Here is a 20,557-nt window from a genome sequence, read left to right on the forward strand (position 1 = left end):
AGACCAAGCGATCCAACGCGCCCGTGACGCGCTGTCAGTCAGTGGCGTGCGGCACCTCGATAAGACGCGCCGGGTCATAGCCGTTGGCAACGAGTTCGGCTTCGGCTCGCGCGCGGTCGGCCGCCGAAATGCTGGGGGTTCGCGCCAAAATCCATCCCGCCCGGCCCGATGGCACGCCGACCACGGCAATCTGGTACGCCTCATCCACCCACAACACCCAGTAATCTGCGGCCACAAAGGGCACGCTGCCAAAGCGCACCTTCAATGCGCCGGGTCCGACTACCTCTGCGGTGCCTTCAATGCTGCGCCGCGGGCCGTCGGGGCTGTCCTGACGACAGGTATTGATCACGGTGATATGCGTCGCATCGATCGGGCCGTAATCGGCGGTCGTCGCCGTACATCCCTTCTGAAACGGCACCGGATAGCGCGCGATTTCGTACCAGCGCCCCAGGTACCGCTCGGCGTTGAAGTCCATTTGCGGGGCAATCGGCATGCTGGTGTCGCGGTAGATGCCGCCCGTGCAGGCGGCGACAAAAAAGGCCAGGGCCAAAGCAGCGAGAAAGCGGATTTGGGTCATCGGGTATCCTCATATATGGCACAGGGGCGTCTTCGGGATCAGTACAGTCGACGCACCCGAGTGGTTTCGCAAAATGCCCTTAGGACCCGATCTTTCTTTGAGAAGACGGCACGAGACTGTCAAACCCGTGCCATCGACCGTGCTCCGTTACTCGGCCGCGCGCTTGATCAAAGTCATGACGGACGCACCCGTGCCATCGGAAAGCTCAAGTTCCGGACCCTCGATCGCATAGGCACGGGCAATTTCAAGTCCGCGAAAAATCTGCATTTCCATCGCGGAATACGGATCTTCGCACAGCATCATCGTTGCTGCGATCGGTCCAACCAGGATCGCGTCGCCGTTGGTCACGAAACTGCCGCTGAAATTGTTGCATCCACCGTTTCCTGACACGGATCCATCCGGCGCGAAACGAATGAGCACATCTTCACCCGCTTCCACGGCTTCGCCCGCAATTTCGACGGGCACCCACGCGCTGTCGGCGAGCGATTGGGCCGACAAAGGGGCGGACAGGGCACAGATCAACCCGGCAATCAGAGTTGGACGCAAGGACTTGGACAAGGACGCCATGTATAGATTCTCCTGAGGGATGATGCGTATTTCCCGTCTAGCATCCGAAGCCTACTTGTTCAAAGCTCCAAGAATGGCGTCGTCACGCTCGTAGATATCTTCTCGGAATTGGACGGCGCCGTCTTCGACCCACGCGGTCCAATAGGTCAGCAGGACAGGCATGGGCTCGGCCAGATCAATACGGGTGGTTTTCTTGCTGTCCAGAATGGATTGCATTCGCTCAAAGCTCCAATCGGGATCGTTTTCCATCAACAGCATGACAAGCTCGAACGGGTATTCGAGCCGGACACAGCCAGAGCTGAGGTTGCGTTCATTTCGACTGAACAGGGATTTGTTGTTCGTGTCGTGCAAATAGACCGCATATTCGTTTGGAAACATGAACTTGACCAAGCCCAGTGCATTGTCAGGGCCGGGTTGCTGGACAAGGGTAACGTTGGGGTTCGAGGCCGTCCAGTCCACCGAGTGAGCCGGGATCGTACGGCCTTCGGAATCCCGAACGATGTAATCGTTGCGCCCAAGATATCCTGCATCGCGTCGGATCGTCTCAAGCTTGTCCTTGAGAAAAATCGATCTGGGCACTGTCCAGGTTGGATTGAATTCCATGTATTTGATTTCGTCGCGAAAGATTGGCGTTTTGCGATATTGCGACCCGGTGATCGAACGGGTCATCCATAACGTGCCATCCTCGCGGACGAGATAGGTCCGCGCACCGGCAATATTCACAAGAATGAAGTCGCCCTCGAGGTCGCGCATCAGCCACCGGCCGCGTTCAAGGCTCAGCCGCAATTGATCGACACGGTGCGCCGCGGTGCGGTTCAAGGCCTGGAAACTGCGCCCGCCAATAACGCCGTCCGCGTCCAGGCCGTGACGGGTCTGGAACGCGCGCACGTCTTCTTGCAACGCGGCGTCATAGACCTCGCGGGGGTCGGTGTTGATGGCGGTGACCGGTGCAAGTGTCTTGCCTGCGCGCAGGACCCCTTCGGCCTCAAGCCGGTCCCGGAGCAGTGCCACAACCGGAGAAGTCATGCCGGGTTTGATCACCTCATCACTGGGCAATTCCGGCCAGCCTCCGTTTGAGACGATCATCTGGTACTGGGCCAGAGCGTCGATCAGTTGCGTGTATTGCGGCGTCTTGATCGAGATTCGCGCGATCAACGCGGAAAAACCTTCTCCGTTCAGGTATGTTTCCATGACTGCGACCGGATCGGCTTCGATGATTGGGCGGTCAAAGTTCCAGGCCTGGTCGAACTCCGCCGGGTTCACTTTTCCGAAGACATTGTAATAGATCAGACGCACCGCTGCATCTGTGGCCAGAACGTCGTATCGGGCGATATCAGCCGGATCGCCCTGTTCCGCTACAAAACGGGCCTCGGGCAACGCGGTCAGGTGAAAATCCTGCGGCAGAAATCCGTGTGAAACGCCCGCGCGCAACTCGGTGATCAGCTCTACTTCGGCAGCTGTCCCGAACCACACCGGTGCGAATTGCCGCTGTGCGTAGAAATCGATGATGAATTGCTCAGCCAACAGAGTTTCAGCCCCGATTGCGGCGAGCCCCGGCTCTGAAATCTGCTTGGTCAACGCCTCGATCCGGTCTTTGACCGGACCCGCCGAAGCCTGCACGGGCGACAGGCCTGCCCATATACAAACGGCAATAATCCCAAAAATTCGATGAAAGCTGGCGATCATGCGGCGTCCCCTGTTTTTTTGTCTGCCTGCCATTCGTAACATCTGAGGCTTGACAGACAAGGTTGGCGGTCGCCTGAGGTCGAGAGTGCCGCAGCGGGCAGCCGCTCACCTTGCACCGACAACCGGAACGACAGCGACTTTGGACCGCGTCGCCTTTTGCCAGACGCACGGGGCTAGCCGATAGAAACGGCTTTACCTGTTTCCAAAGATGTCGCAGCGGCATCAGCAAGAATTTGCGCCTTCAGGCCGTCGGTGATGTTCGGACTGATCGGCGTGCCCGCCGCGACTGCATCTGCAAAATGCACCAACTCAATCCGGTACGCTTCGGAATAGCGTTCCAGAAAGAAATTCAGGGTCGGCGCGGTGCGAAAGCCGCTGCTGTTGGCGACTTCAACGGTGTGTTCCATGACGTTCCCGGCGCGCAGCATCCCCAGCGATCCATGCACCTCAACGCGCTGGTCATAGCCATATGTTGCGCGGCGCGAGTTCGTGATCTGACAGATGGCGCCGCGGGCTGTTGTGAGCGTGACGGCAGCGGTGTCGACGTCGCCTGCCGCACCAATGGCGGGGTCTACCAAAGCGGAACCAACGGCAAAGACCTGCACGGGCTCTTCGCCCAGCAAGAAACGTGCCATGTCGAAATCATGGATCATCATGTCGCGGAAAATGCCGCCCGACCGCTCGATATAGCTGATCGGGGGCGGGGCGGGGTCGCGCGACAGGATCGTGACCAGTTCCACCGCCCCGATCTCGCCGTCGCGCAGACGCGCCTGAAGGCTGGCAAAGTTTGGATCGAAGCGGCGGTTGAAGGCGGTGAGGAAAGGCACGCCCGCCTTTTCGACGACCTTGATGCAGTCGCGGATCCGGGCCGAGGACAAATCAACCGGCTTTTCGCAAAAGATTGCCTTTCCCGCACGGGCAGCGGCGTGGATCAGATCATAATGCGTGTCGGTCGGCGTGGCGATAATGATAGCGTCCACATCCGGGCTTGCGATGACGTCGGCGGCGTCCATGACCGCAGCACCTGTGCGCTTGGCGAGGTCTTGTGCCGCTTGCGGGAAGGCGTCAGCCACCGCACTCAGCCGCACATTACCCATTCGTTCAATCGTTTTGGCATGCACTTGCCCGATGCGCCCGCAGCCCAAAAGTCCGATATTCAGCATCTCATACCCCTTTGAATGCAGCCAGAACCCGGCGCGTGGCGTCAACGACCGGGTCGTGGGTTTGTTTGAGGATCGTCACCCGGTCAAATTCCGCCGGATCGGCACTGACTGCCGCGCGCAGCGCCTGTCCAAAGGCCATGCGCAACTCGGTCCCGATGTTGAATTTGCAGATTTTGGAGCCGCGTGCGAGCGAACTGCGCTGTGCCATTGGCACGCCGGAACCGCCGTGAATGACCAGTGGCACGTCGGTCAGGGCCTCGATGGCGCGAATGCGCGGTTCGTCCAACCCACCGGCCTTGTCCTGTTGCAGATGCACATTGCCGACAGAGATCGCCATGGCGTCCACGCCCGTGTCGCGTGCAAATTGCGCGGCCTCGGCCGGATCGGTCCCTGCGGAGGTTTCGCCACCGGCATAGCCGACAAATCCGATCTCTCCCTCGCAGGAAATTCCGGCCGCATGGGCCATTTCAGCGATGGCGGCCGTTTCGTCGATGTTTTGCTGTAAGGGCTTGCGCGATCCGTCGAACATGAGCGAAGTAAAGCCCGCCTCCAGCGCCTCTTTGCACTCTTCGAACGTGTATCCGTGGTCAAGGTGAGCCACAACGGGCACGCTTGCACCTTCGGCCAGATGCCGAAACATCTTGCCCAGAACGGGCAGGGGGGTGTGCGCCCGGCACGACGGCCCGGCCTGCAGGATCACGGGCACGCCTTCGGCTTCGGCAGCGGCCACATAGGCGCGCATATCCTCCCAGCCCAGCGTGACCAGACCCGCCACGGCATAGCCGTCTTTCAGCGCGGGTTGAAGCACATCGCGCAGGGTCGCAAGTGTCATTTGAACTTCGCAATCATGTCCTTGATGCCGGGGATGGTTTCAAGCTGTGCGGCGTGGGTCGGCTGGAAGTATTGCACCAGCGACCGTTGGCTGAGCCCGCCCAGAATGGTGAAATAATACATCTCGTAGCCGGGCAGCACGGCGCAGGGGTGGTAGCCCTTGTCGAGGCAAATCGTCGAGCCATCCATGATGTGATAGGCGTCGCCCGGTTCATTGTCTTCGCGTTGCAGCATCTGCACGCCCGAGCCGTAGTTGGGCTTGAAGCGGAAATTATAGGTCTCGTCATGGCGGGTTTCATCGGGAAGGCGGTCCGTGTCGTGCTTGTGGCTTGGAAAGCCGGACCAGCCACCCTGACCAACGGTATAAAGCTCGCTCACCAGCAAACGGCCGACCTTGTCGTGGTGGGTGCCACCAAGGATGTGTTTGATTTTGCGGTGTGTTTTCGTGTCGTCCGATCCGTATTGCACCAGATCGATCCCATCGCCGCGCACGTCGAACGGATCGAGCACCTTGTCATATTTGGCCCCGGCGATGAAGGTTTCGGTCTCGTCCGATGTGCATACGATGGTGACCTTGGCCCCGACGGGCACATAGACGCCTTCGGGCTCGCCGTCCCACACATCGACGGTGCGATTGCCCAGACTGGCGAAGGACACGCCTTCCACATCGACGTCTACGGTGCCTGTCGCAGGCACAATGCAGGTCTCGTAGCCCGGCACTTGATATTCGAACGCTTCGCCTTTTTTGAGTTTGACGATGTTGAAGTAGTTCAGCGGCACCAGCGCGTCTTCGACGTCGACGATCGGTTTGTTCTTGTTGTCGTGGGGGGCGATATGCATTGGGTCGTCCTTTCAGGAATGGGTGGGGCCGGGATGCGAGGACAGGAACGCCTCAAGCTGGGCCGGGGTGGGCATGGCAGGTGCGCAGCCGGGTTGAGACACGACGATGGACGCGCAGGCAGATCCGCGCAGGACCGCATCGCGCAGATCGCGTCCTTCCGCAATACCCGCAAGCAGACCCGCCATGAAACTGTCACCCGCGCCGTTGGGTTTCAGAGCCGTGACGGGGTAAATGCCGGTCCGGATTTCCTGCCCGTCGGCAAAGGTCACAGCCCCTTGCTCGCCCATCTTGTAGATCACGATCCGGCCCGGTTTGGCGGCCAGTTCGCGGGCCTTGTCCATGCCCTTTTCGATGCCCCCCGCCATAAAGCCGAACTCCTCGTCATTTCCGACGATCAGGTCGCTCTGCGCGCCTGCGCGCGACAGCACATCCGCTGCAACCTCGGGCGAGGGCCAGGAATAGGGGCGATAGTCGATATCGAAAATGACGGGGAGGCCCGCAGCGCGCGCGTTCTCGAAGGCGCGGAAGGTTGATCCACGCGAGGGTTCAGCGGCAAAGACGGTGCCTGCGGTGATCATTGCGCCGTATGCACCGTAATCCACGCGGTCCACGTCTTCGTTGGTGACCTGAAAATCGACCGCGTTGTTGCGATAGATCACCAGTTGGAAATCTTCGATGACGCTTTCATAGACGGCCAGCGAGATGCGGTATTCTCCGCCAAGCACCTTCAGATACTGGGTGTCGACCCCGTAATGGTTCAGTCTGTTGGTACAGAACCGCCCAACCGCATCGTCAGACACAGATGTGACAAGTGCCGATTGCGCGCCGAGCTTGCACAGCCCCGCGCAGATATTGGCCGAAGAACCGCCAAGGTCAGAGCGGAAGGTTTCAGCGGTTTCCGCCTTGGCTCCGACCGGGTCGGCGAACATGTCCATGCCCGCCCGGCCAAAAACGACAAAGCTGTTCTTGCGGATCCCGTCGATCAGGTTGCTCATTACACGCCCTGCCGTTGCTTGGGCCGCGATGATTCCCAGTCGGCATGCGCCTCACGCACCTTTTGATGGTCCGAGACTTCGGGGGTGCCGCATTCCCACCAGGCGTGGCCTTCGCCGGTCCAGCCTTCGTAGGCGTCAACCTTCATGCAGATCACGGTGGTCCTGTCGGCGGCCTTGGCGCGCTGGAAAGCCTCGCCCAGTTCCTCAGGGTTCGATACGGTCTCGGCAATGGCACCCTGCGCGCGCGCATGGGCCTCAAAATCCACGGCAAAGGGTTCCGGGATGGTCGGACAATCGGCAATCAGGTTGTTGAAACTTTCGTTGCCGGTATTGTTTTGCAGCTTGTTTATGACGGCGAAACCGCCATTGTCGAGCACCAGGATGATCAGCTTTTTCTGACTCAGCACCGAGGAATAGATGTCTGAATTCAGCATCATGTAAGACCCATCGCCGATAAAGACGATGGTATCCTGGTCCGGCTCACGCTCTGCCTGCGCAATGCGCGCACCCCAGGCGCCCGAAATCTCGTAGCCCATGCAGGAGAACCCGAATTCGACGTCGACAGTCCCGTGTTCCAGCGTGCGCCAGTTGGCGGTGACTTCGGCGGGCAATCCACCTGCCGCCGCAACCACACGGTCGCGTTTGTCGCACAGCGCGTTCACAGCTCCGATCGCCATGGCATAGGAGTTTGGGCGGTTTCCGGGAGCTACGTTCTCGGCGACATAGCGGATCCATGCGGCGCGGTGGTCCTGCGCCTCGATTACCCAATCCTTGGGGGCGACATAGTCGGTCATCTCGGCGTCCAGCGCGGTCAGCGCCAGTTTGGCGTCGCCGACGACGGGCAAAGACATGTGCTTGCCCGCGTCATGGCGCCCGGCGTTGACCGAGATAAACTTGGCCTCTTTCGAAAACGCCGTCCACGACCCCGTGGTGAAGTCCTGCAAACGGGTGCCAACGGCGAGGATCACATCCGCCTGTTCCGCAATGGCGTTGGCGGAGTTCGATCCCGTGACCCCAATCGGTCCGATGTTCAGCGGGTGCGTGTCGAGCATATTGGCGCGTCCGGCGATGGTTTCGACGACCGGGATCTGATGCGCTTCGGCGAATGCGGTCAGTTCGGCCACGGCGCGGGAATACTGCACGCCGCCGCCGACGATGATCATAGGCCTTTCTGCGGCGGTCAGCAGACCCACGGCATCCGCGATTTCACCGGCGTCCGGTGTCTGACGGCGGATGCGGTGCACCTTTTTCTCGAACATCACTGCCGGGTAGTCATAGGCCCAGCCCTGCACGTCCTGCGGCAAACCGATAAAGGCCGGTCCGCAATCGGCGGGGTCCAGCAGGGTGGCAATCGCGTTGGGCAGTGATTGGATGATCTGCGCGGGATGGGTGATCCGATCCCAGTAGCGCACAACCGGTTTGAAGGCATCGTTGACGCCAAAAGTCGGATCGCCGAAATTCTCCATCTGTTGCAGAACAGGGTCGGGCAGGCGGGTCACATAGGTGTCTCCGCACAGCATCAGCATCGGCAGGCGGTTGGCATGGGCAAGGGCCGCGCTGGTCAACAGGTTCGACGTGCCGGGTCCCGCGCTTGCCGTGCAGAACATGAACCGCTGGCGCAGCCATTGCTTGGCATAGCCCGCTGCGGCAAATCCCATGCTTTGTTCGTTCTGACCGCGATAGAGCGGCAGTTCCGCGCGCACATCATAAAGTGCCTCACCCAGGCAGGTCACATTGCCATGGCCAAAGATCCCAAAGCCGCCACCACACAGGCGCAGCTCTTCTCCGTCAATCTCGATGAACTGGTTGGACAACCAGCGGATGATGGCCTGCGCCGTTGTCATGCGGATGGTATCATTTGCCGTGGTCATGGTGGCGGGTCCTTTTGGAAAAGTCGCAGGCCGGACGTGTTGAAGCTTGCGAGCGTTCGGTTTCCTAGATACAAGTTTCGCAACCGGTTGCAAAGAGTATTTCACCTGGAATTGGATAGCGTATGACTGAGGTCGGGATTGGCATTCTCGGAGGCGGCTACATGGGCAAGGCGCATGCCGTCGCGATGTCGGCCGTGGGCGCTGTGTTCAATACACCCTTGCGCCCACGGCTTGAGATGGTGTGTGCGAGTTCCGAACTGAGCGCAGAGCGGTATCGTGCGCAATACGGGTTTTCGCGCGCGACGTCAGATTGGGAAGCGCTGGTGGCCGATCCCAAAGTCGAAGCGCTGGTGATCGCGACCCCGCAAGGCACCCACCGCGCAGCCGCCGAGGCGGCCTTTGCCCTTGGCAAGCCGGTGTTTTGCGAAAAGCCATTGGGCGCGTCATTGGAGGACAGTCGCGCCATGGTCGCCGCCGCCGAGGCCAGCGGATGTGTCAACATGGTCGGGTTCAACTATATCCGGACGCCCGCCAGCCAGTTCGCTCGCCAGTTGATCGCTTCCGGCGAGATTGGCGAGATCACGTGGTTTCGCGGTGAGCATACCGAAGATTTTCTGGCCGATCCGCAGTCCCCTGCGACGTGGCGTACAACGGGCATGGCCAATGGCACGATGGGTGATCTGGCCCCGCATATGATCAACGGTGCGTTGGCTCTGATCGGGCCGATTGCGCGCTTGATTGCCGAAGTCGAGACGGTGCATGCAACGCGCCCCGGCGGCACTGTCACCAATGATGACCACGCCCAGATGATGTGCCGTTTTGAGAACGGCGCCATGGGGCAGATGTATTTCAGCCGCGTCGCGACAGGCCGCAAGATGGGCTATGCCTATGAAATTACGGGAACAAAGGGCGCGATCCGCTTTGATCAGGAAGATCAGAACGCGCTCTGGCTTTACCGGATGGAGGGGCCCGAGGCGACGCGTGGCTTTACGAGGATCCTGACGGGCCCTGCGCATCCCGATTATGAACCGTTTTGCCAAGGGCCGGGGCACGGCACCGGCTATCAGGATCAGATCATCATCGAGGCCAAGGACTTCCTGACGGCGATTGCCACCGGTCAATCGATCTGGCCCACCTTCCGCGACGGGATGGAGGTCAACCGCATCGTTGCCTGTGCCCTCGCGTCATCGACATCGAAAACCTGGCAGGACGTGGCAACGTTCTAAGAACCTGAAAGTTAGTGCTAAATGACGATCAAGATTGGCAATGCACCCTGTTCCTGGGGCATCGAATTTCCCAGCGACCCGTCCTATCCCACCTGGCAATCCGTTTTGGATCAATGCGCGGGGGCCGGATATAAGGGCATCGAACTGGGTCCCATCGGCTATATGCCCGAAGACCCGGCGATCCTCGCCCCGGCCCTGGCAGAGCGGGATCTGGAAATCATTGGCGGTGTCGTCTTTCGCGCCTTTCACGACCCCGAGATGTGGGACGACGTGATGGATGCGAGCGTGCGCACCTGCAAAGCCCTGACGGCGCATGGCGCACAGCACCTCGTGTTGATCGACAGTATTTCGCCGCGCCGCGCACCCACCGCTGGACGCGCCGCCGAGGCCGAGCAGATGGGCGCGGCAGAATGGACGGCCTACCGCGACCGCATCGCCACAATCGCCAGAATGGGGGCCGAAGACTACGGGTTGACCGTTGGCATTCACGCCCACGCCGGCGGTTTCATGGATTTCGAGCCGGAGTTGGAGCGGTTGCTGGACGAGGTCGACGAAAGCATCCTCAAGATCTGTTTTGACACCGGCCATCACAGCTATGCGGGCTTTGATCCCGTCGCCTTTATGGATCGGCACATGGCGCGGATTTCCTACATGCATTTCAAGGACATCGATCCGGTCGTAAAGGCGGATGTGGTCGAGAAACGCACCGATTTCTACAAAGCTTGCGGGCAGGGTATTTTCTGTAATCTGGGTCAAGGGGATGTGGATTTCCCCGCCGTACGCCAGCGTTTGCTGGATGCGGGTTTTGATGGCTGGTGTACGGTAGAGCAAGACTGTGATCCGTCCATGCCGGGCACCCCGCTGGAAGACGCGCGGGCCAACCGTGAATACCTGCAATCCATTGGATTTTAAGGACGAAACCTATGGCAAAACTGAAATGGGGCATGATTGGCGGCGGCGAAGGCAGCCAGATCGGACCCGCGCACCGTCTGGGGGCGCAAGCGGACGGCTTGTTTGAATTCACCGCAGGTGCGCTGGATCACCGTGCCGAAGTGGGGCGGGAATATGCAATGCGCCTCGGTCTGGCCGAGGATCGCGCCTATGGCAGTTGGCAAGAGATGCTCGCCGCCGAGAAGCACCGCGATGACCGGGTTGATCTGGTGACGGTCGCCACGCCGAACGCGACGCATTTCGAAATCACCAAAGCCTTCCTTGAGGCCGGGATCAACGTGCTGTGCGAAAAGCCCATGACCATGAGCGTCGAAGAGGGCGAGGAGATTGTTCGCGTGGCCGCAGCCACCGGCAAGATCTGTGCGGTGAACTACTGCTATTCCGCCTATCCTATGGTCCGCCAGGCCCGCGCTATGGTGCGCGCAGGCGAGGTCGGCAAGGTGCGCCTTGTGGTCACCAACTTCAGCCATGGCCACCACGGCGACGCCACCGATGCAGACAATCCAAGGGTACGCTGGCGCTATGATCCGGCGATGGCCGGGGTATCGGGTCAGTTCGCCGATTGCGGCATTCACGCGTTGCATATGGCCAGTTTCATCTGTGACGATGAGGTCGAGAAACTCTCGGCAGACTTTGCCTCGACCATCCCCAGCCGGGTGCTGGAAGACGACGCCATGGTGAATTTCCGCATGTCGGGCGGCACGGTCGGCAGACTCTGGACCTCATCCGTGGCCATTGGGCGCCAGCACGGTTTCGACATCCAGATATTCGGCGAAACCGGAGGGCTGCGGTGGGCGTCGGAACAGCCCAACCAGCTGATCTATACCCCCGTGGGCGGTCGCACCCAGATCATCGAAAAGGGTGAAGGCGGCCTGCATGAAGATGCGGCGCGCTTGTCGCGGGTGGCGATTGCGCATCCCGAAGGGTTCCCGCTCGCCGTGGCTAATATCTACTGCGATCTGGCCGACGCGATCCGTGGCGAAGCGCGCGATGGTCTGCCCAACGCATCGGATGGTGTCAGGTCCATCGCGGCGGTGCATACGGCCGTGGCGTCAGCCAGGGAAAATGGCGCGTGGATGGATGCAAGACCCCCAATGTTTGCGGGGGCGTAAGGGCCATCCAGTCATTCCGGTCTGAGGCTGATCATTTAATGTCTCCGACTGCGGGCGCGCAAAGCATGGACTTTGCGCGCCCGCAGTAAATAATTTGGCAGTCTCGCGCATCGACAGAAGCCTCTTTAAATATAGACTATTTTCAGATGATTGTTGTGTCTGATACCGGGCTTTTTATTGGGCGCAACGTGCCGCGCTCAATGATCTTGCAGGCAAAAATGCGATGCTCCGGATAGCGATCGGGATCGTCCAGCGTGCCGGACACCAGTTCGATCGAGGACGCGACAATCTGCTGGATCGGCTGGCGGATCGTGGTCAGGTTGATGTTTGCCCAGCCAGCCATACTCATGTCGTTCAGCCCGATAATGCCGATGTCATCGGGAACGGACAGGCCGTGATCCTGGATCGCCGAGAGTGCGCCGATCGAAAGCACATCATCGCCACAAAAATACGCTTCGGCGGTAGGCTCTTTTAGCAGGCGCAGCATTTCCTGCCGCCCTGCGTCAAAGCTGTACGCGTCCGCCAGGGACGTGGTGGCCGTCACGCCGGGGTGCTTGGCGATCTCGGCCAAAAAGCCTTCCATACGGTCCTGGGTCGAGGTGGCATCCGCGGGGCCACCCATAAAGCCGACCCTTTCGTAGCCGCGTTCAACAAGCGTATGCGCGGCCATACGCCCCGCCTCGACGTTGTCGATGCCGACCACATGGGCCATCGGCGCGCGGGTCGGGCGGCCAAAAACCCGGACGACAGGGATGCCCGCGTCCCGGAACGCCTTGGCGAAGCCGGGGGGCAGGGTGGACGACGCGACGATCACACCATCCGCCGAGTACTGACGCATCATCTTGACCGAGTTTGCGGGATCGGTTTCATCGGTCAGGTTCACCAGCAGGGGGCGCAAACCCCTGTCCTGCAATCCGCGTGTGAACAGATCGAATACCTCGAGAAAAATCGGGTTGTGGAAGTTGTTGGATACAAGGCCGATCAGCTTGGTGCGGCCGGTCGTCAGGCTGGACGCAAGTGCATTGGGGCTGTAACCTAGCTCTTTCGCCGCTTTTTCCACCCTTTGGCGCATCTTGGCGGACACCGACGCACCGTCTGTGAACGTCCGCGATACCGCAGAGCGGGACACGCCCGCGCGTTCTGCAACATCTTTCAGCGTTGTGACCATGACAGGTAAAATCCTATTCCGAACGCTCGAATTCGATACCCAATCGATAGACTGGCCTTGTGGCAGAAGGGAAGCCTGCAATTATGTGAAACATTTTGCAACCGATTGCAAATTTTTACACGATGTGCTTAGCTTGAGTCGAAAGCGCAGGCCCCGTCTGCGCTTTAACCAATCATTTGGGAACTCAGGGAGAGAGACATGAAATCACTATTCAAGAGCGTCGCGCTTGCGACGGCCATGGTGGCCGCGCCGCTGCTGGTCGCGACAACCGCGTCCGCAGAAGGCGAGAAGTACATTCTGGTCAGCCACGCACCGGACAGCGACAGCTGGTGGAACACGATCAAGAACGGTATCGCGCTGGCAGGCGAACAGATGGGCGTCGAGGTGGAATACCGCAATCCGCCCACCGGTGACCTTGCCGATATGGCGCGGATCATCGACCAGGCGGCCGCGTCCGGCCCCAACGGCATCATCACGACACTGGCCGATTTCGACGTGCTGAGCGGCCCGATCATGGATGCGGTCGCCTCTGGCGTCGACGTCATCATCATGAATTCGGGCACCCCCGATCAGGCGCGCGAAGTGGGTGCGTTGATGTATGTGGGTCAGCCTGAATATGACGCGGGCTATGCCGCCGGTCTGCGGGCCAAGGGGGACGGCGTCGCCAGCTTCTTGTGCGTGAACCACTATATCTCTTCGCCCTCGTCGACCGAGCGCTGTCAGGGCTTTGCCGACGGTCTGGGTGTAGATCTGGGCAACCAGATGATCGATTCCGGTCAGGACCCGGCAGAGGTCAAGAACCGCGTTCTGGCCTATCTGTCCGCAAATCCTGATACCGATGCGGTTCTGACACTTGGGCCGACATCTGCTGATCCGACCCTGTTGGCACTGGCCGAAAACGGCCTCGCCGGTGACATCTATTTCGGCACCTTCGATCTGGGCACCGATATCGTACAGGGCATCAAGGATGGCGTGATCAATTGGGGCATCGACCAACAGCCCTTCCTGCAGGCCTATCTGCCGGTTGTGGTGATGACCAATTATCACCGTTACGGCGTTCTGCCGGGCAACAACATCAACTCCGGCCCCGGCTTTGTCACGGCGGATGGTTTGACCAAAGTCGAAGAGTTCGCCGGTCAGTACCGGTAACTCCGAACGAAACGAGGGGCGGGTCTGCGCAATCGCGGTACCCGCCCTTTTTCGTATACACACGGCGACCGTTTTGGCCACGCCGTGAGCCAGCCACATTTTCAGCAGGATGAATCTCATGTCAGACGCCTCACCCGCAGATGAACGCGTAAAGGACATTTCGCGTTTCCGAAAAGCGCTGATCCGCCCGGAATTGGGAGGCATGGTGGGAACCGTGGCTGTCTTTACCTTCTTTTTGCTGTTCGCCTTCGACAGCGGCATGTTCAACGCCCAAGGCATCATGAACTGGTCCGTGGTATCCGCGCAATTCGTGATCATTGCCGTGGGGGCGTGTCTGCTCATGATTGCGGGCGAATTCGATCTGTCGGTGGGGTCGATGATCGGCTTTGCGGGCATGATGATCGCCATTTTCGGCGTCACACTGGAATGGCCGATGTGGAGCGCGATCATGATCACTTTCGTGATCTGCATCACTTTCGGCGCGCTCAATGGCTATATTGTTGTGCGCACCGGACTGCCCAGTTTTATCGTCACGCTGGCCACGCTGTTCATTCTGCGCGGCTTTACCATTTTCATCCCGCAAACGCTTGAGCGCAAGACCATCATCGGCGGCATCCGCGATGTCGCAGAGGGCGACTGGCTGGCGCCCGTCTTCGGTGGCAAGATCCTGGGTGGTTTGTTCACCTGGATGGGCGATGCGGGCATCATCGGCGTGTTCGAGCGCGGCACACGCGAAGGGCAGCCTGTTGTCGACGGTATCCCGATGCTGATCGTCTGGGCCTTTGCGCTGATCATCTTTGGGCACATCCTGTTGACGCGTACCCGGTTTGGCAACTGGATCTTTGCTTCGGGCGGTGACGCGGATGCGGCGCGCAATTCGGGCGTCCCTGTCAACAAGGTCAAGATCCTGATGTTCATGTTCACCGCCTGCTGTGCGACGATTTTCGCCACCTGTCAGGTGATGGAGTTCGGCTCCGCCGGGGCGGACCGGGGACTGCTGAAAGAATTCGAAGCGATCATCGCGGTGGTCATCGGCGGCGCGTTGCTGACAGGTGGATATGGCTCCGTCATCGGGGCAGCCCTGGGGGCGCTCATCTTTGGCGTGGTTCAGCAGGGCCTGTTCTTTGCGGGCGTCGAAAGCTCGCTGTTCCGGGTGTTCCTGGGGGTTATCCTGCTCTTTGCGGTGATCCTGAACACTTATATCCGTCGCATCATCACGGGGGAGCGTTGATATGTCTGATCCTATCATCCAGATGAAGAATATCGAGAAACACTTCGGCAGCGTGATCGCACTGGCCGGGGTATCGGTCGACGTGTTTGCGGGGGAATGCCACTGCTTGCTGGGCGACAACGGCGCGGGCAAGTCCACCTTTATCAAGACCATGTCGGGCGTGCACAAACCCACCGCTGGCGAGATCATATTCGAGGGGCAGCCGATGGATTTCGCGGACCCGCGCGATGCGATTGCCGCGGGCATTGCGACCGTGCACCAGCATCTGGCGATGATCCCGCTGATGTCGGTCAGCCGGAACTTTTTCATGGGCAATGAGCCGACAAAGAAAGTCGCGGGCTTCAACTTCTTTGATCATGAGCACGCCAATACCGTCACCATGCAGGAAATGCGGGCCATGGGCATCAACCTGCGCGGCCCGGATCAGGCGGTGGGCACCTTGTCGGGGGGGGAGCGCCAGACCGTTGCCATTGCCCGTGCGGTGCATTTCGGAGCCAAGGTGTTGATCCTTGATGAACCGACCTCGGCCTTGGGTGTGCGCCAGACGGCGAACGTCCTGGCCACCATCGACAGGGTGCGCAAACAAGGGATCGCCGTCGTCTTTATCACCCACAATGTGCGGCATGCCATGGCCGTGGGCGACCGGTTCACCGTGTTGAACCGGGGCCAGACACTGGGCACCGCCGCGCGCGGCGAGATCACACCCGAAGAGTTGCAGGACATGATGGCCGGCGGGCAGGAGATGGCGACGCTGGAAGGAAGCCTTGGCGGGACCGTCTGACCTTTATCGCACAGTGCAGCGGTTTTTTTACGGTCGTTGCCGGTCGGCGATCTGGTCGAGGGCGGTGCCGAAGTCCAAAGCCGACATCCCGTTGCGTAATCCACGATGAAACAGGGCCTTTTGCGTCTCCGGCGCAAGGCCGCCAATGGGCGGATCGCTATCCAGATTGGTGGGAAAGGAGTAACCCTCGGCGCAGGATGCAATGGCTGCCGCCACATCGGCCCGGGACAGGGCGGATGCCTGCGCGGAAGGATAAAGTGCTATGCACATCGCGCGCCGATCAAGCGTTTCCATGGCTCGCCCAAAGGCGGACGACACCTGAAGCAGGTTTGCCATACGGTGGATATCCGCGCTGGTATTGGCTCCGGCCGCATGAAAGAGCGCGGGGTTGAAGAACAGAGCATCGCCCTTGGACAGGGGTAATTGCACGTAATTCTCTTCGAAACACGCCCGGAACTCGGGAAAGCGCCACGCAGCATATCCGGCCCGGAACATTTGTGAAAACGGCAAGAGCTTGGTCGGACCGCTTTCGATCGGCATATCGCAATGGGCCACCGCCCCCTGCAACGTGAGCGCCGGGGTCAGGTCGTGCACATGGGCTGGATATTGCGCGCTGACCTCGGCGGACTGGAACCCCAGATGATAATCGCGATGCGCCTGCTGTGCCGCTCCGCCGGGATGCACCACATTCACCTGCGCCGTCATCTGGTAGTTCGGACCCAGCCAGGCTTCGGACACCGCCTCGATGGCCGTGTTCCCGAAGTAGCGCAGAAAGACATCCGGGGCGCGCAGGCACAGCTTCTGGCTTGAATTCCAGATCCGGTCATTGGCGCCGGAGGCTGCAAAGTGATCGCCTCCACCTCCGCTGGCCTGTTTTTCTTCGGCGATAACAGCCTCGTAAATCGCGGTGGCCTCATCCAGCACGCGGGTATTGGCGTAAGCGCCTTTCAAGACCAGAACACCGGGGCCGGACATCAGCACACCGGCCCACTCGGCCATCAGGGCGGCACGTGCGTCCCGTTCCTCTAGCGACGGCCGCAATCGGGCCATGTCATAGATCGGAATGGCGTTCTGAACGTCGTCGGCATGGGCCAGCGTGCTGGTGTCCGCATTCTGACCGATCAGGGCCTTGAACGCGGCGATGTCGCAATCAGCCTCCGAGAAGTATCCGGTGCTATGGTGCTTCTGATCCTTCATGGCGCTTTCCTTCACCTTTGCGCAACATGTCTTGCTTGCGCGTCAGCGTGACAGATTCCACAGGAACAGTCCAAGGAAAGCACCTTCCTATCCGTCGCGGATGGACGCGCCGTATCCGTCGACATGCACCTGCGCCGCCAGTCCCGTCGGTGGGGGTGTTCAGGGGTCATATGCGCAGCGCGCCGACCAGATCATGCGTCCGCACCGGGGTGTATCAGCGCCAGAAGTTCGCTGAACTTCGCATCGGGCTCCAGCAGACGGCTTTGCATGTCCCAAAGCGCCGCGCGTCGGGAGGCTGACAGAGGGGCCGCCATGACGTGAAACTTTGCCTCGATTTCGGCCATCGTCATGGGGGCTTCGGGGCCACCGCGCGCATGCACATCGCCGGACGGCAGAACACGGCTATCATGTGTGCGTACCGTGACGTCCGACCAGCGGCCCAATGGAAACCGTTCGGAATGGCGGGGATCTTCGGTGATGTCGATTTTGCTCAGCGCCTGGGCAACGTTGGTGTCCGTCAACCCGGCTTCGGTGATGTGATTTGGCCCGATCCGGCCATGAACCAGACGAACGGCCAGAGCGAAGAGCAAGGAATATTGTGCCTGCGAGGTCGTGTCGGGGAGACCGGGATAAAGGGCTGCGGCTTGGGCAAACGTGCGCACGTCCACCTTCGCGATGTCCTGATCCGACAGCCCTGCCTCTTGCATGATCTGCCCCAGCGCGTCGATGGCTGCATGGGCCCAGCGACAGATCGGGTAGGGCTTGATGTAGTTGTCCATGATTGTCCAATGGGTGCCAAGGTCGGCCCAGTGATGTGCCACATCTGCGGCTTCGACGGTGATCGCGGGTGCCCCTTCAAACCCGTCCTCCGCCAGCAAGACTGCCATCGCACCGGCCAGCGCCCCCATCCCGGACCCATCGTGCAACATCGTCGGCGTCGCGATCTCGCGCATCATCTGGCTGCGGGGGCCATGATATTCAGCGATCCCAAGCGCATGGCGCAGCATGGTCGGCGACAGATGCCGCAATCGCGCGCCTAACGCTGCCACGCCCAGCGCGTTCCACGCCCCGGACGTGTGATAGTCGCTGACCGTGTCGTGCAGCGTGATACCGGCCCGCGCGGAGACTTCGTAGGACATGACCAGTGCGGCCAGTGCGTCACGCCCGCTCAGATCCGGCTGACGTTCTGCAAAGGCGCACAGGGCAGGCACGACGGCGCAGCCAATATGCCCTTTGGTCGGATTGTACCCGTCATGGGCATCCAGATTGTCGATCTGTGTCGCCGCGGCAAAGGAAGCCCCGACAATCGAGGCTTGCCGCCCGTCAAAGAGCATCGTCGCCGCGTCCTTGGGCGCGCCTGCGGCCATGAACCGATGCGCATGGGTACGGGCCATGCGCGCAGAAGCCATATCGGTGGCCCCGGCCGCGACGCCAAGCGTGTCAACAAGCAGGGTCGCCGCCATCTCCAGCGCGCTTTGCGGAATATCCGGCGTGCCGAGGGTAAACGCCGCGATCTGGTCAAATGTCATCCGACTTCCCTTTCCAACGGGCGGCCAGGTTCGGAAATCCGATCGGTGCACCCAAATGCGCCATAAGCCTCGATCCGCATGCCCGGTTTGGGCATGCCACAGGTTAAACCGGTTTTTGCTCGAAACGGTCAAGTTTTTCGACGGCGCGCAATGCCTTGCATGGCAGCTTTATGGCGTCCGCATCACGGCTTTCGGATCGCAGGCAACCGCTTCAAACTTCATAATGCCCAAAGTTCGCAGCGCCATAGTGTTGGCGGTTGGCACCTCAGGTTGTGCAACCCCGATCCGTCTTGCGAAGAGGCGTTTGAAAGATGGATGCGGGGATCAACGCATGTTGCGTGATAAATAACAATATCAGTCTATTATGATGGTCTCTTGAAGTTTTTTTGCATTCTGCAACGCCAATCCCGATGACGGGCCGTGTGGTTGGCGCAGAAGCGCACTTTGCCCCAAGGAGTATTTTGCAAACCCGGCTTGCCGATATAATAAGAAAGAGATGTTGGAACACGGGCACAATCATTATCTGGTCATTGCGTCGCTGGCGGTCGCGCTGATGTCGGCCTTTACCGGCTTGTCGCTGACCAAGGGTGCGTCGAGGATGCCCGTCGCGCGGCGCAAGGTCATCGTGTCGATGTCCGCTTTTGCCCTCGGGGGCGGCATCTGGTCGATGCATTTTGTGGCCATGCTCGGGATGACCTTGCCCGTCTCGTTCCACTACGACGCATTGGTGACGCTGCTGTCTGCGCTGGTCGCTATTTTGCTAACGGGCCTCGCCCTGCTCTTTGTGCATTTCGGTGAACGCACGCCTTGGCGCATTTCACTGGCCGGGCTGTGCGCAGGGGTGGGAATTCTGGCGATGCACTATATCGGGATGTCAGGCATTCAGGATGTGGAGCCGGTTTACGCCACACTTGGCCTTGCGCAGGCCATTGTCGCCGCCCTTGTTCTGTGCGTCGTGTCCTTCTGGATCTGTTACAGCAAACGGGGCAGCCGCAATATCGTGATCGGGACGATCGTCTTTGGCGGGACAGTGTTTGCGGTCCATTTCATCGCGATGGCCGGGACGCATTTCATCGAGATCGAAGGTGCTGCCTCATCGGGCCTTTGGCTCAGCAATGAGATGCTGGCCTTTGGGGTGACCTTTTCGGCCTTCGTGATATCGGGTGCATTCCTGCTGGTCGGTGTGACCTTTGCAGGCGACGTCGAGGCCCCGGCCAAACCCGCTGACGCCCCCGCGCCGGTGTCGACGGAAAGACCCCCGGTGGCACCGGAACCCGATGCGCCTGCACTGGTCAGGCTACCGTATGAAAAGAACGGACAAACGCATTTCGTCTCCCATGAAGAGGTTGCGGCCGTGCGTGCGGAGGGGCGGTATACGTTTCTGTATCACCCGACGGGACGCTTGTTCTGTCCTTGGTCCATCACGCTGGTGGAAGAACGCTTGGCGCAGGTGAATTTTCTGCGCTGTCACCGCAGTTATCTGGTCAACGTTGATCATGTCGCGAGTTTTGAGCGCAGGAAAGACAACGGCGTCTGTTTCTTTGACGGGTCTGCACATCTGGATAAGGCACCGGTCAGCCGGTCCTACCTAAAGCAGGTGCGCGCACGTTTCGGCATCTGAAACGGCGGCTGACACTCGGAACAGATTGCTGCACCTGCATACGCACTTCGTTCAGGCTATG

Annotated in this window: 18 protein-coding genes; 7 read left to right on the forward strand and 11 right to left on the reverse strand. The window is 60.2% G+C overall.

All coding sequences use genetic code 11. The annotated features are described in order from the left end of the window. Positions 1-34: 34 nt before the first annotated feature. The 8 genes from LC354_RS04110 to iolD form a co-directional block, all read right to left on the reverse strand. Entirely contained in the window at positions 35-577 is a 543-nt protein-coding gene (locus tag LC354_RS04110; RefSeq protein WP_223421576.1) for a lipocalin family protein, read from the reverse strand. A gap of 147 nt (positions 578-724) precedes the next feature. Beyond that, positions 725-1,144: an META domain-containing protein gene (locus LC354_RS04115; RefSeq protein ID WP_223421577.1), complete on the reverse strand. Its 420-nt coding sequence runs from the start codon at positions 1,142-1,144 to the stop codon at positions 725-727. A 51-nt stretch (positions 1,145-1,195) separates the two neighbouring features. After that, on the reverse strand, positions 1,196-2,830 hold the full coding sequence (locus tag LC354_RS04120) for a L,D-transpeptidase family protein (RefSeq protein ID WP_223421578.1): 1,635 nt from the start codon (positions 2,828-2,830) through the stop codon (positions 1,196-1,198). A 173-nt stretch (positions 2,831-3,003) separates the two neighbouring features. Continuing rightward, positions 3,004-3,993, reverse strand: coding sequence for an inositol 2-dehydrogenase (gene iolG / locus LC354_RS04125; RefSeq protein ID WP_223421579.1), 990 nt, complete (start codon positions 3,991-3,993; stop codon positions 3,004-3,006). Position 3,994: 1 nt separating this feature from the next. Further along, positions 3,995-4,825 carry a class II fructose-bisphosphate aldolase gene (locus tag LC354_RS04130; protein WP_223421580.1) on the reverse strand — a complete coding sequence of 277 codons (831 nt, stop codon included), beginning with the start codon at positions 4,823-4,825 and terminating at the stop codon, positions 3,995-3,997. Beyond that, positions 4,822-5,664, reverse strand: coding sequence for a 5-deoxy-glucuronate isomerase (locus LC354_RS04135; protein ID WP_223421581.1), 843 nt, complete (start codon positions 5,662-5,664; stop codon positions 4,822-4,824). The genes LC354_RS04130 and LC354_RS04135 overlap by 4 nt, the downstream gene beginning before the upstream one ends. Before the next feature lie 12 nt (positions 5,665-5,676). After that, a complete protein-coding gene (iolC, locus tag LC354_RS04140; RefSeq protein WP_223421582.1) occupies positions 5,677-6,660 on the reverse strand; it encodes a 5-dehydro-2-deoxygluconokinase in 984 nt (327 codons plus the stop codon). After that, a complete protein-coding gene (gene iolD, locus LC354_RS04145; RefSeq protein ID WP_223421583.1) occupies positions 6,660-8,531 on the reverse strand; it encodes a 3D-(3,5/4)-trihydroxycyclohexane-1,2-dione acylhydrolase (decyclizing) in 1,872 nt (623 codons plus the stop codon). The genes iolC and iolD overlap by 1 nt, the downstream gene beginning before the upstream one ends. Positions 8,532-8,653: 122 nt before the next feature. Here iolD and LC354_RS04150 point away from each other — a divergent pair, with 122 nt between their 5' ends. Genes LC354_RS04150 through LC354_RS04160 form a run of 3 tightly spaced genes read left to right on the forward strand, consistent with a single transcriptional unit; the run spans position 8,654 to position 11,820 of the window. Continuing rightward, a complete protein-coding gene (locus LC354_RS04150; RefSeq protein ID WP_223421584.1) occupies positions 8,654-9,757 on the forward strand; it encodes a Gfo/Idh/MocA family protein in 1,104 nt (367 codons plus the stop codon). A gap of 21 nt (positions 9,758-9,778) precedes the next feature. Next, on the forward strand, positions 9,779-10,669 hold the full coding sequence (locus LC354_RS04155; protein ID WP_223421585.1) for a sugar phosphate isomerase/epimerase family protein: 891 nt from the start codon (positions 9,779-9,781) through the stop codon (positions 10,667-10,669). 11 nt (positions 10,670-10,680) lie between these two features. Continuing rightward, on the forward strand, positions 10,681-11,820 hold the full coding sequence (locus LC354_RS04160; RefSeq protein ID WP_223421586.1) for a Gfo/Idh/MocA family protein: 1,140 nt from the start codon (positions 10,681-10,683) through the stop codon (positions 11,818-11,820). 142 nt (positions 11,821-11,962) lie between these two features. Here the strand turns inward: LC354_RS04160 and LC354_RS04165 are convergent, their stop codons facing one another. Beyond that, the gene (locus LC354_RS04165) at positions 11,963-12,988 is read right to left on the reverse strand and encodes a LacI family DNA-binding transcriptional regulator (RefSeq protein WP_223421587.1); all 1,026 of its coding nucleotides are present in this window, start codon (positions 12,986-12,988) and stop codon (positions 11,963-11,965) included. 198 nt (positions 12,989-13,186) lie between these two features. Here LC354_RS04165 and LC354_RS04170 point away from each other — a divergent pair, with 198 nt between their 5' ends. The 3 genes from LC354_RS04170 (at position 13,187) to LC354_RS04180 (ending at position 16,149) form a co-directional block, all read left to right on the forward strand. Then, complete coding sequence (locus tag LC354_RS04170; RefSeq protein WP_223421588.1) at positions 13,187-14,137, forward strand: sugar ABC transporter substrate-binding protein; 951 nt, start codon at positions 13,187-13,189, stop codon at positions 14,135-14,137. Positions 14,138-14,255: 118 nt separating this feature from the next. Further along, positions 14,256-15,368 (forward strand): ABC transporter permease, encoded by a 1,113-nt coding sequence (locus LC354_RS04175; protein ID WP_223421589.1) that lies wholly within the window; start codon positions 14,256-14,258, stop codon positions 15,366-15,368. A 1-nt stretch (position 15,369) separates the two neighbouring features. Then, on the forward strand, positions 15,370-16,149 hold the full coding sequence (locus tag LC354_RS04180) for an ATP-binding cassette domain-containing protein (protein ID WP_223421590.1): 780 nt from the start codon (positions 15,370-15,372) through the stop codon (positions 16,147-16,149). A gap of 27 nt (positions 16,150-16,176) precedes the next feature. On the opposite strand, the gene LC354_RS04185 is transcribed toward LC354_RS04180, so the two are convergent. Together LC354_RS04185 and LC354_RS04190 are read right to left on the reverse strand one after the other, a co-directional pair. Next, positions 16,177-17,346 (reverse strand): phytanoyl-CoA dioxygenase family protein, encoded by a 1,170-nt coding sequence (locus LC354_RS04185; protein ID WP_223421591.1) that lies wholly within the window; start codon positions 17,344-17,346, stop codon positions 16,177-16,179. A gap of 191 nt (positions 17,347-17,537) precedes the next feature. Continuing rightward, on the reverse strand, positions 17,538-18,875 hold the full coding sequence (locus tag LC354_RS04190; protein WP_223421592.1) for an MmgE/PrpD family protein: 1,338 nt from the start codon (positions 18,873-18,875) through the stop codon (positions 17,538-17,540). A gap of 496 nt (positions 18,876-19,371) precedes the next feature. Between LC354_RS04190 and LC354_RS04195 the strand changes: the two genes are divergently transcribed. Next, entirely contained in the window at positions 19,372-20,496 is a 1,125-nt protein-coding gene (locus LC354_RS04195; protein WP_223421593.1) for an MHYT domain-containing protein, read from the forward strand. The last annotated feature ends 61 nt before the right edge of the window (positions 20,497-20,557 follow it).

Source organism: Tateyamaria pelophila, from assembly GCF_019966495.1.
Classification (GTDB): domain Bacteria; phylum Pseudomonadota; class Alphaproteobacteria; order Rhodobacterales; family Rhodobacteraceae; genus Tateyamaria; species Tateyamaria pelophila.

Excerpts from the sequence above, each read along its gene's own strand:
- LC354_RS04130 (WP_223421580.1), bottom strand. The coding sequence starts at position 4,825 with ATGACACTTGCGACCCTGCGCGATGTGCTTCAACCCGCGCTGAAAGAC.
- LC354_RS04185 (WP_223421591.1), bottom strand. The coding sequence starts at position 17,346 with ATGAAGGATCAGAAGCACCATAGCACCGGATACTTCTCGGAGGCTGAT.
- iolG (WP_223421579.1), bottom strand. The coding sequence starts at position 3,993 with ATGCTGAATATCGGACTTTTGGGCTGCGGGCGCATCGGGCAAGTGCAT.
- LC354_RS04170 (WP_223421588.1), top strand. The coding sequence starts at position 13,187 with ATGAAATCACTATTCAAGAGCGTCGCGCTTGCGACGGCCATGGTGGCC.
- LC354_RS04150 (WP_223421584.1), top strand. The coding sequence starts at position 8,654 with ATGACTGAGGTCGGGATTGGCATTCTCGGAGGCGGCTACATGGGCAAG.
- iolD (WP_223421583.1), bottom strand. The coding sequence starts at position 8,531 with ATGACCACGGCAAATGATACCATCCGCATGACAACGGCGCAGGCCATC.
- LC354_RS04155 (WP_223421585.1), top strand. The coding sequence starts at position 9,779 with ATGACGATCAAGATTGGCAATGCACCCTGTTCCTGGGGCATCGAATTT.
- LC354_RS04195 (WP_223421593.1), top strand. The coding sequence starts at position 19,372 with ATGTTGGAACACGGGCACAATCATTATCTGGTCATTGCGTCGCTGGCG.
- LC354_RS04180 (WP_223421590.1), top strand. The coding sequence starts at position 15,370 with ATGTCTGATCCTATCATCCAGATGAAGAATATCGAGAAACACTTCGGC.
- LC354_RS04135 (WP_223421581.1), bottom strand. The coding sequence starts at position 5,664 with ATGCATATCGCCCCCCACGACAACAAGAACAAACCGATCGTCGACGTC.
- LC354_RS04190 (WP_223421592.1), bottom strand. The coding sequence starts at position 18,875 with ATGACATTTGACCAGATCGCGGCGTTTACCCTCGGCACGCCGGATATT.
- iolC (WP_223421582.1), bottom strand. The coding sequence starts at position 6,660 with ATGAGCAACCTGATCGACGGGATCCGCAAGAACAGCTTTGTCGTTTTT.
- LC354_RS04160 (WP_223421586.1), top strand. The coding sequence starts at position 10,681 with ATGGCAAAACTGAAATGGGGCATGATTGGCGGCGGCGAAGGCAGCCAG.
- LC354_RS04110 (WP_223421576.1), bottom strand. The coding sequence starts at position 577 with ATGACCCAAATCCGCTTTCTCGCTGCTTTGGCCCTGGCCTTTTTTGTC.
- LC354_RS04175 (WP_223421589.1), top strand. The coding sequence starts at position 14,256 with ATGTCAGACGCCTCACCCGCAGATGAACGCGTAAAGGACATTTCGCGT.
- LC354_RS04165 (WP_223421587.1), bottom strand. The coding sequence starts at position 12,988 with ATGGTCACAACGCTGAAAGATGTTGCAGAACGCGCGGGCGTGTCCCGC.
- LC354_RS04115 (WP_223421577.1), bottom strand. The coding sequence starts at position 1,144 with ATGGCGTCCTTGTCCAAGTCCTTGCGTCCAACTCTGATTGCCGGGTTG.
- LC354_RS04120 (WP_223421578.1), bottom strand. The coding sequence starts at position 2,830 with ATGATCGCCAGCTTTCATCGAATTTTTGGGATTATTGCCGTTTGTATA.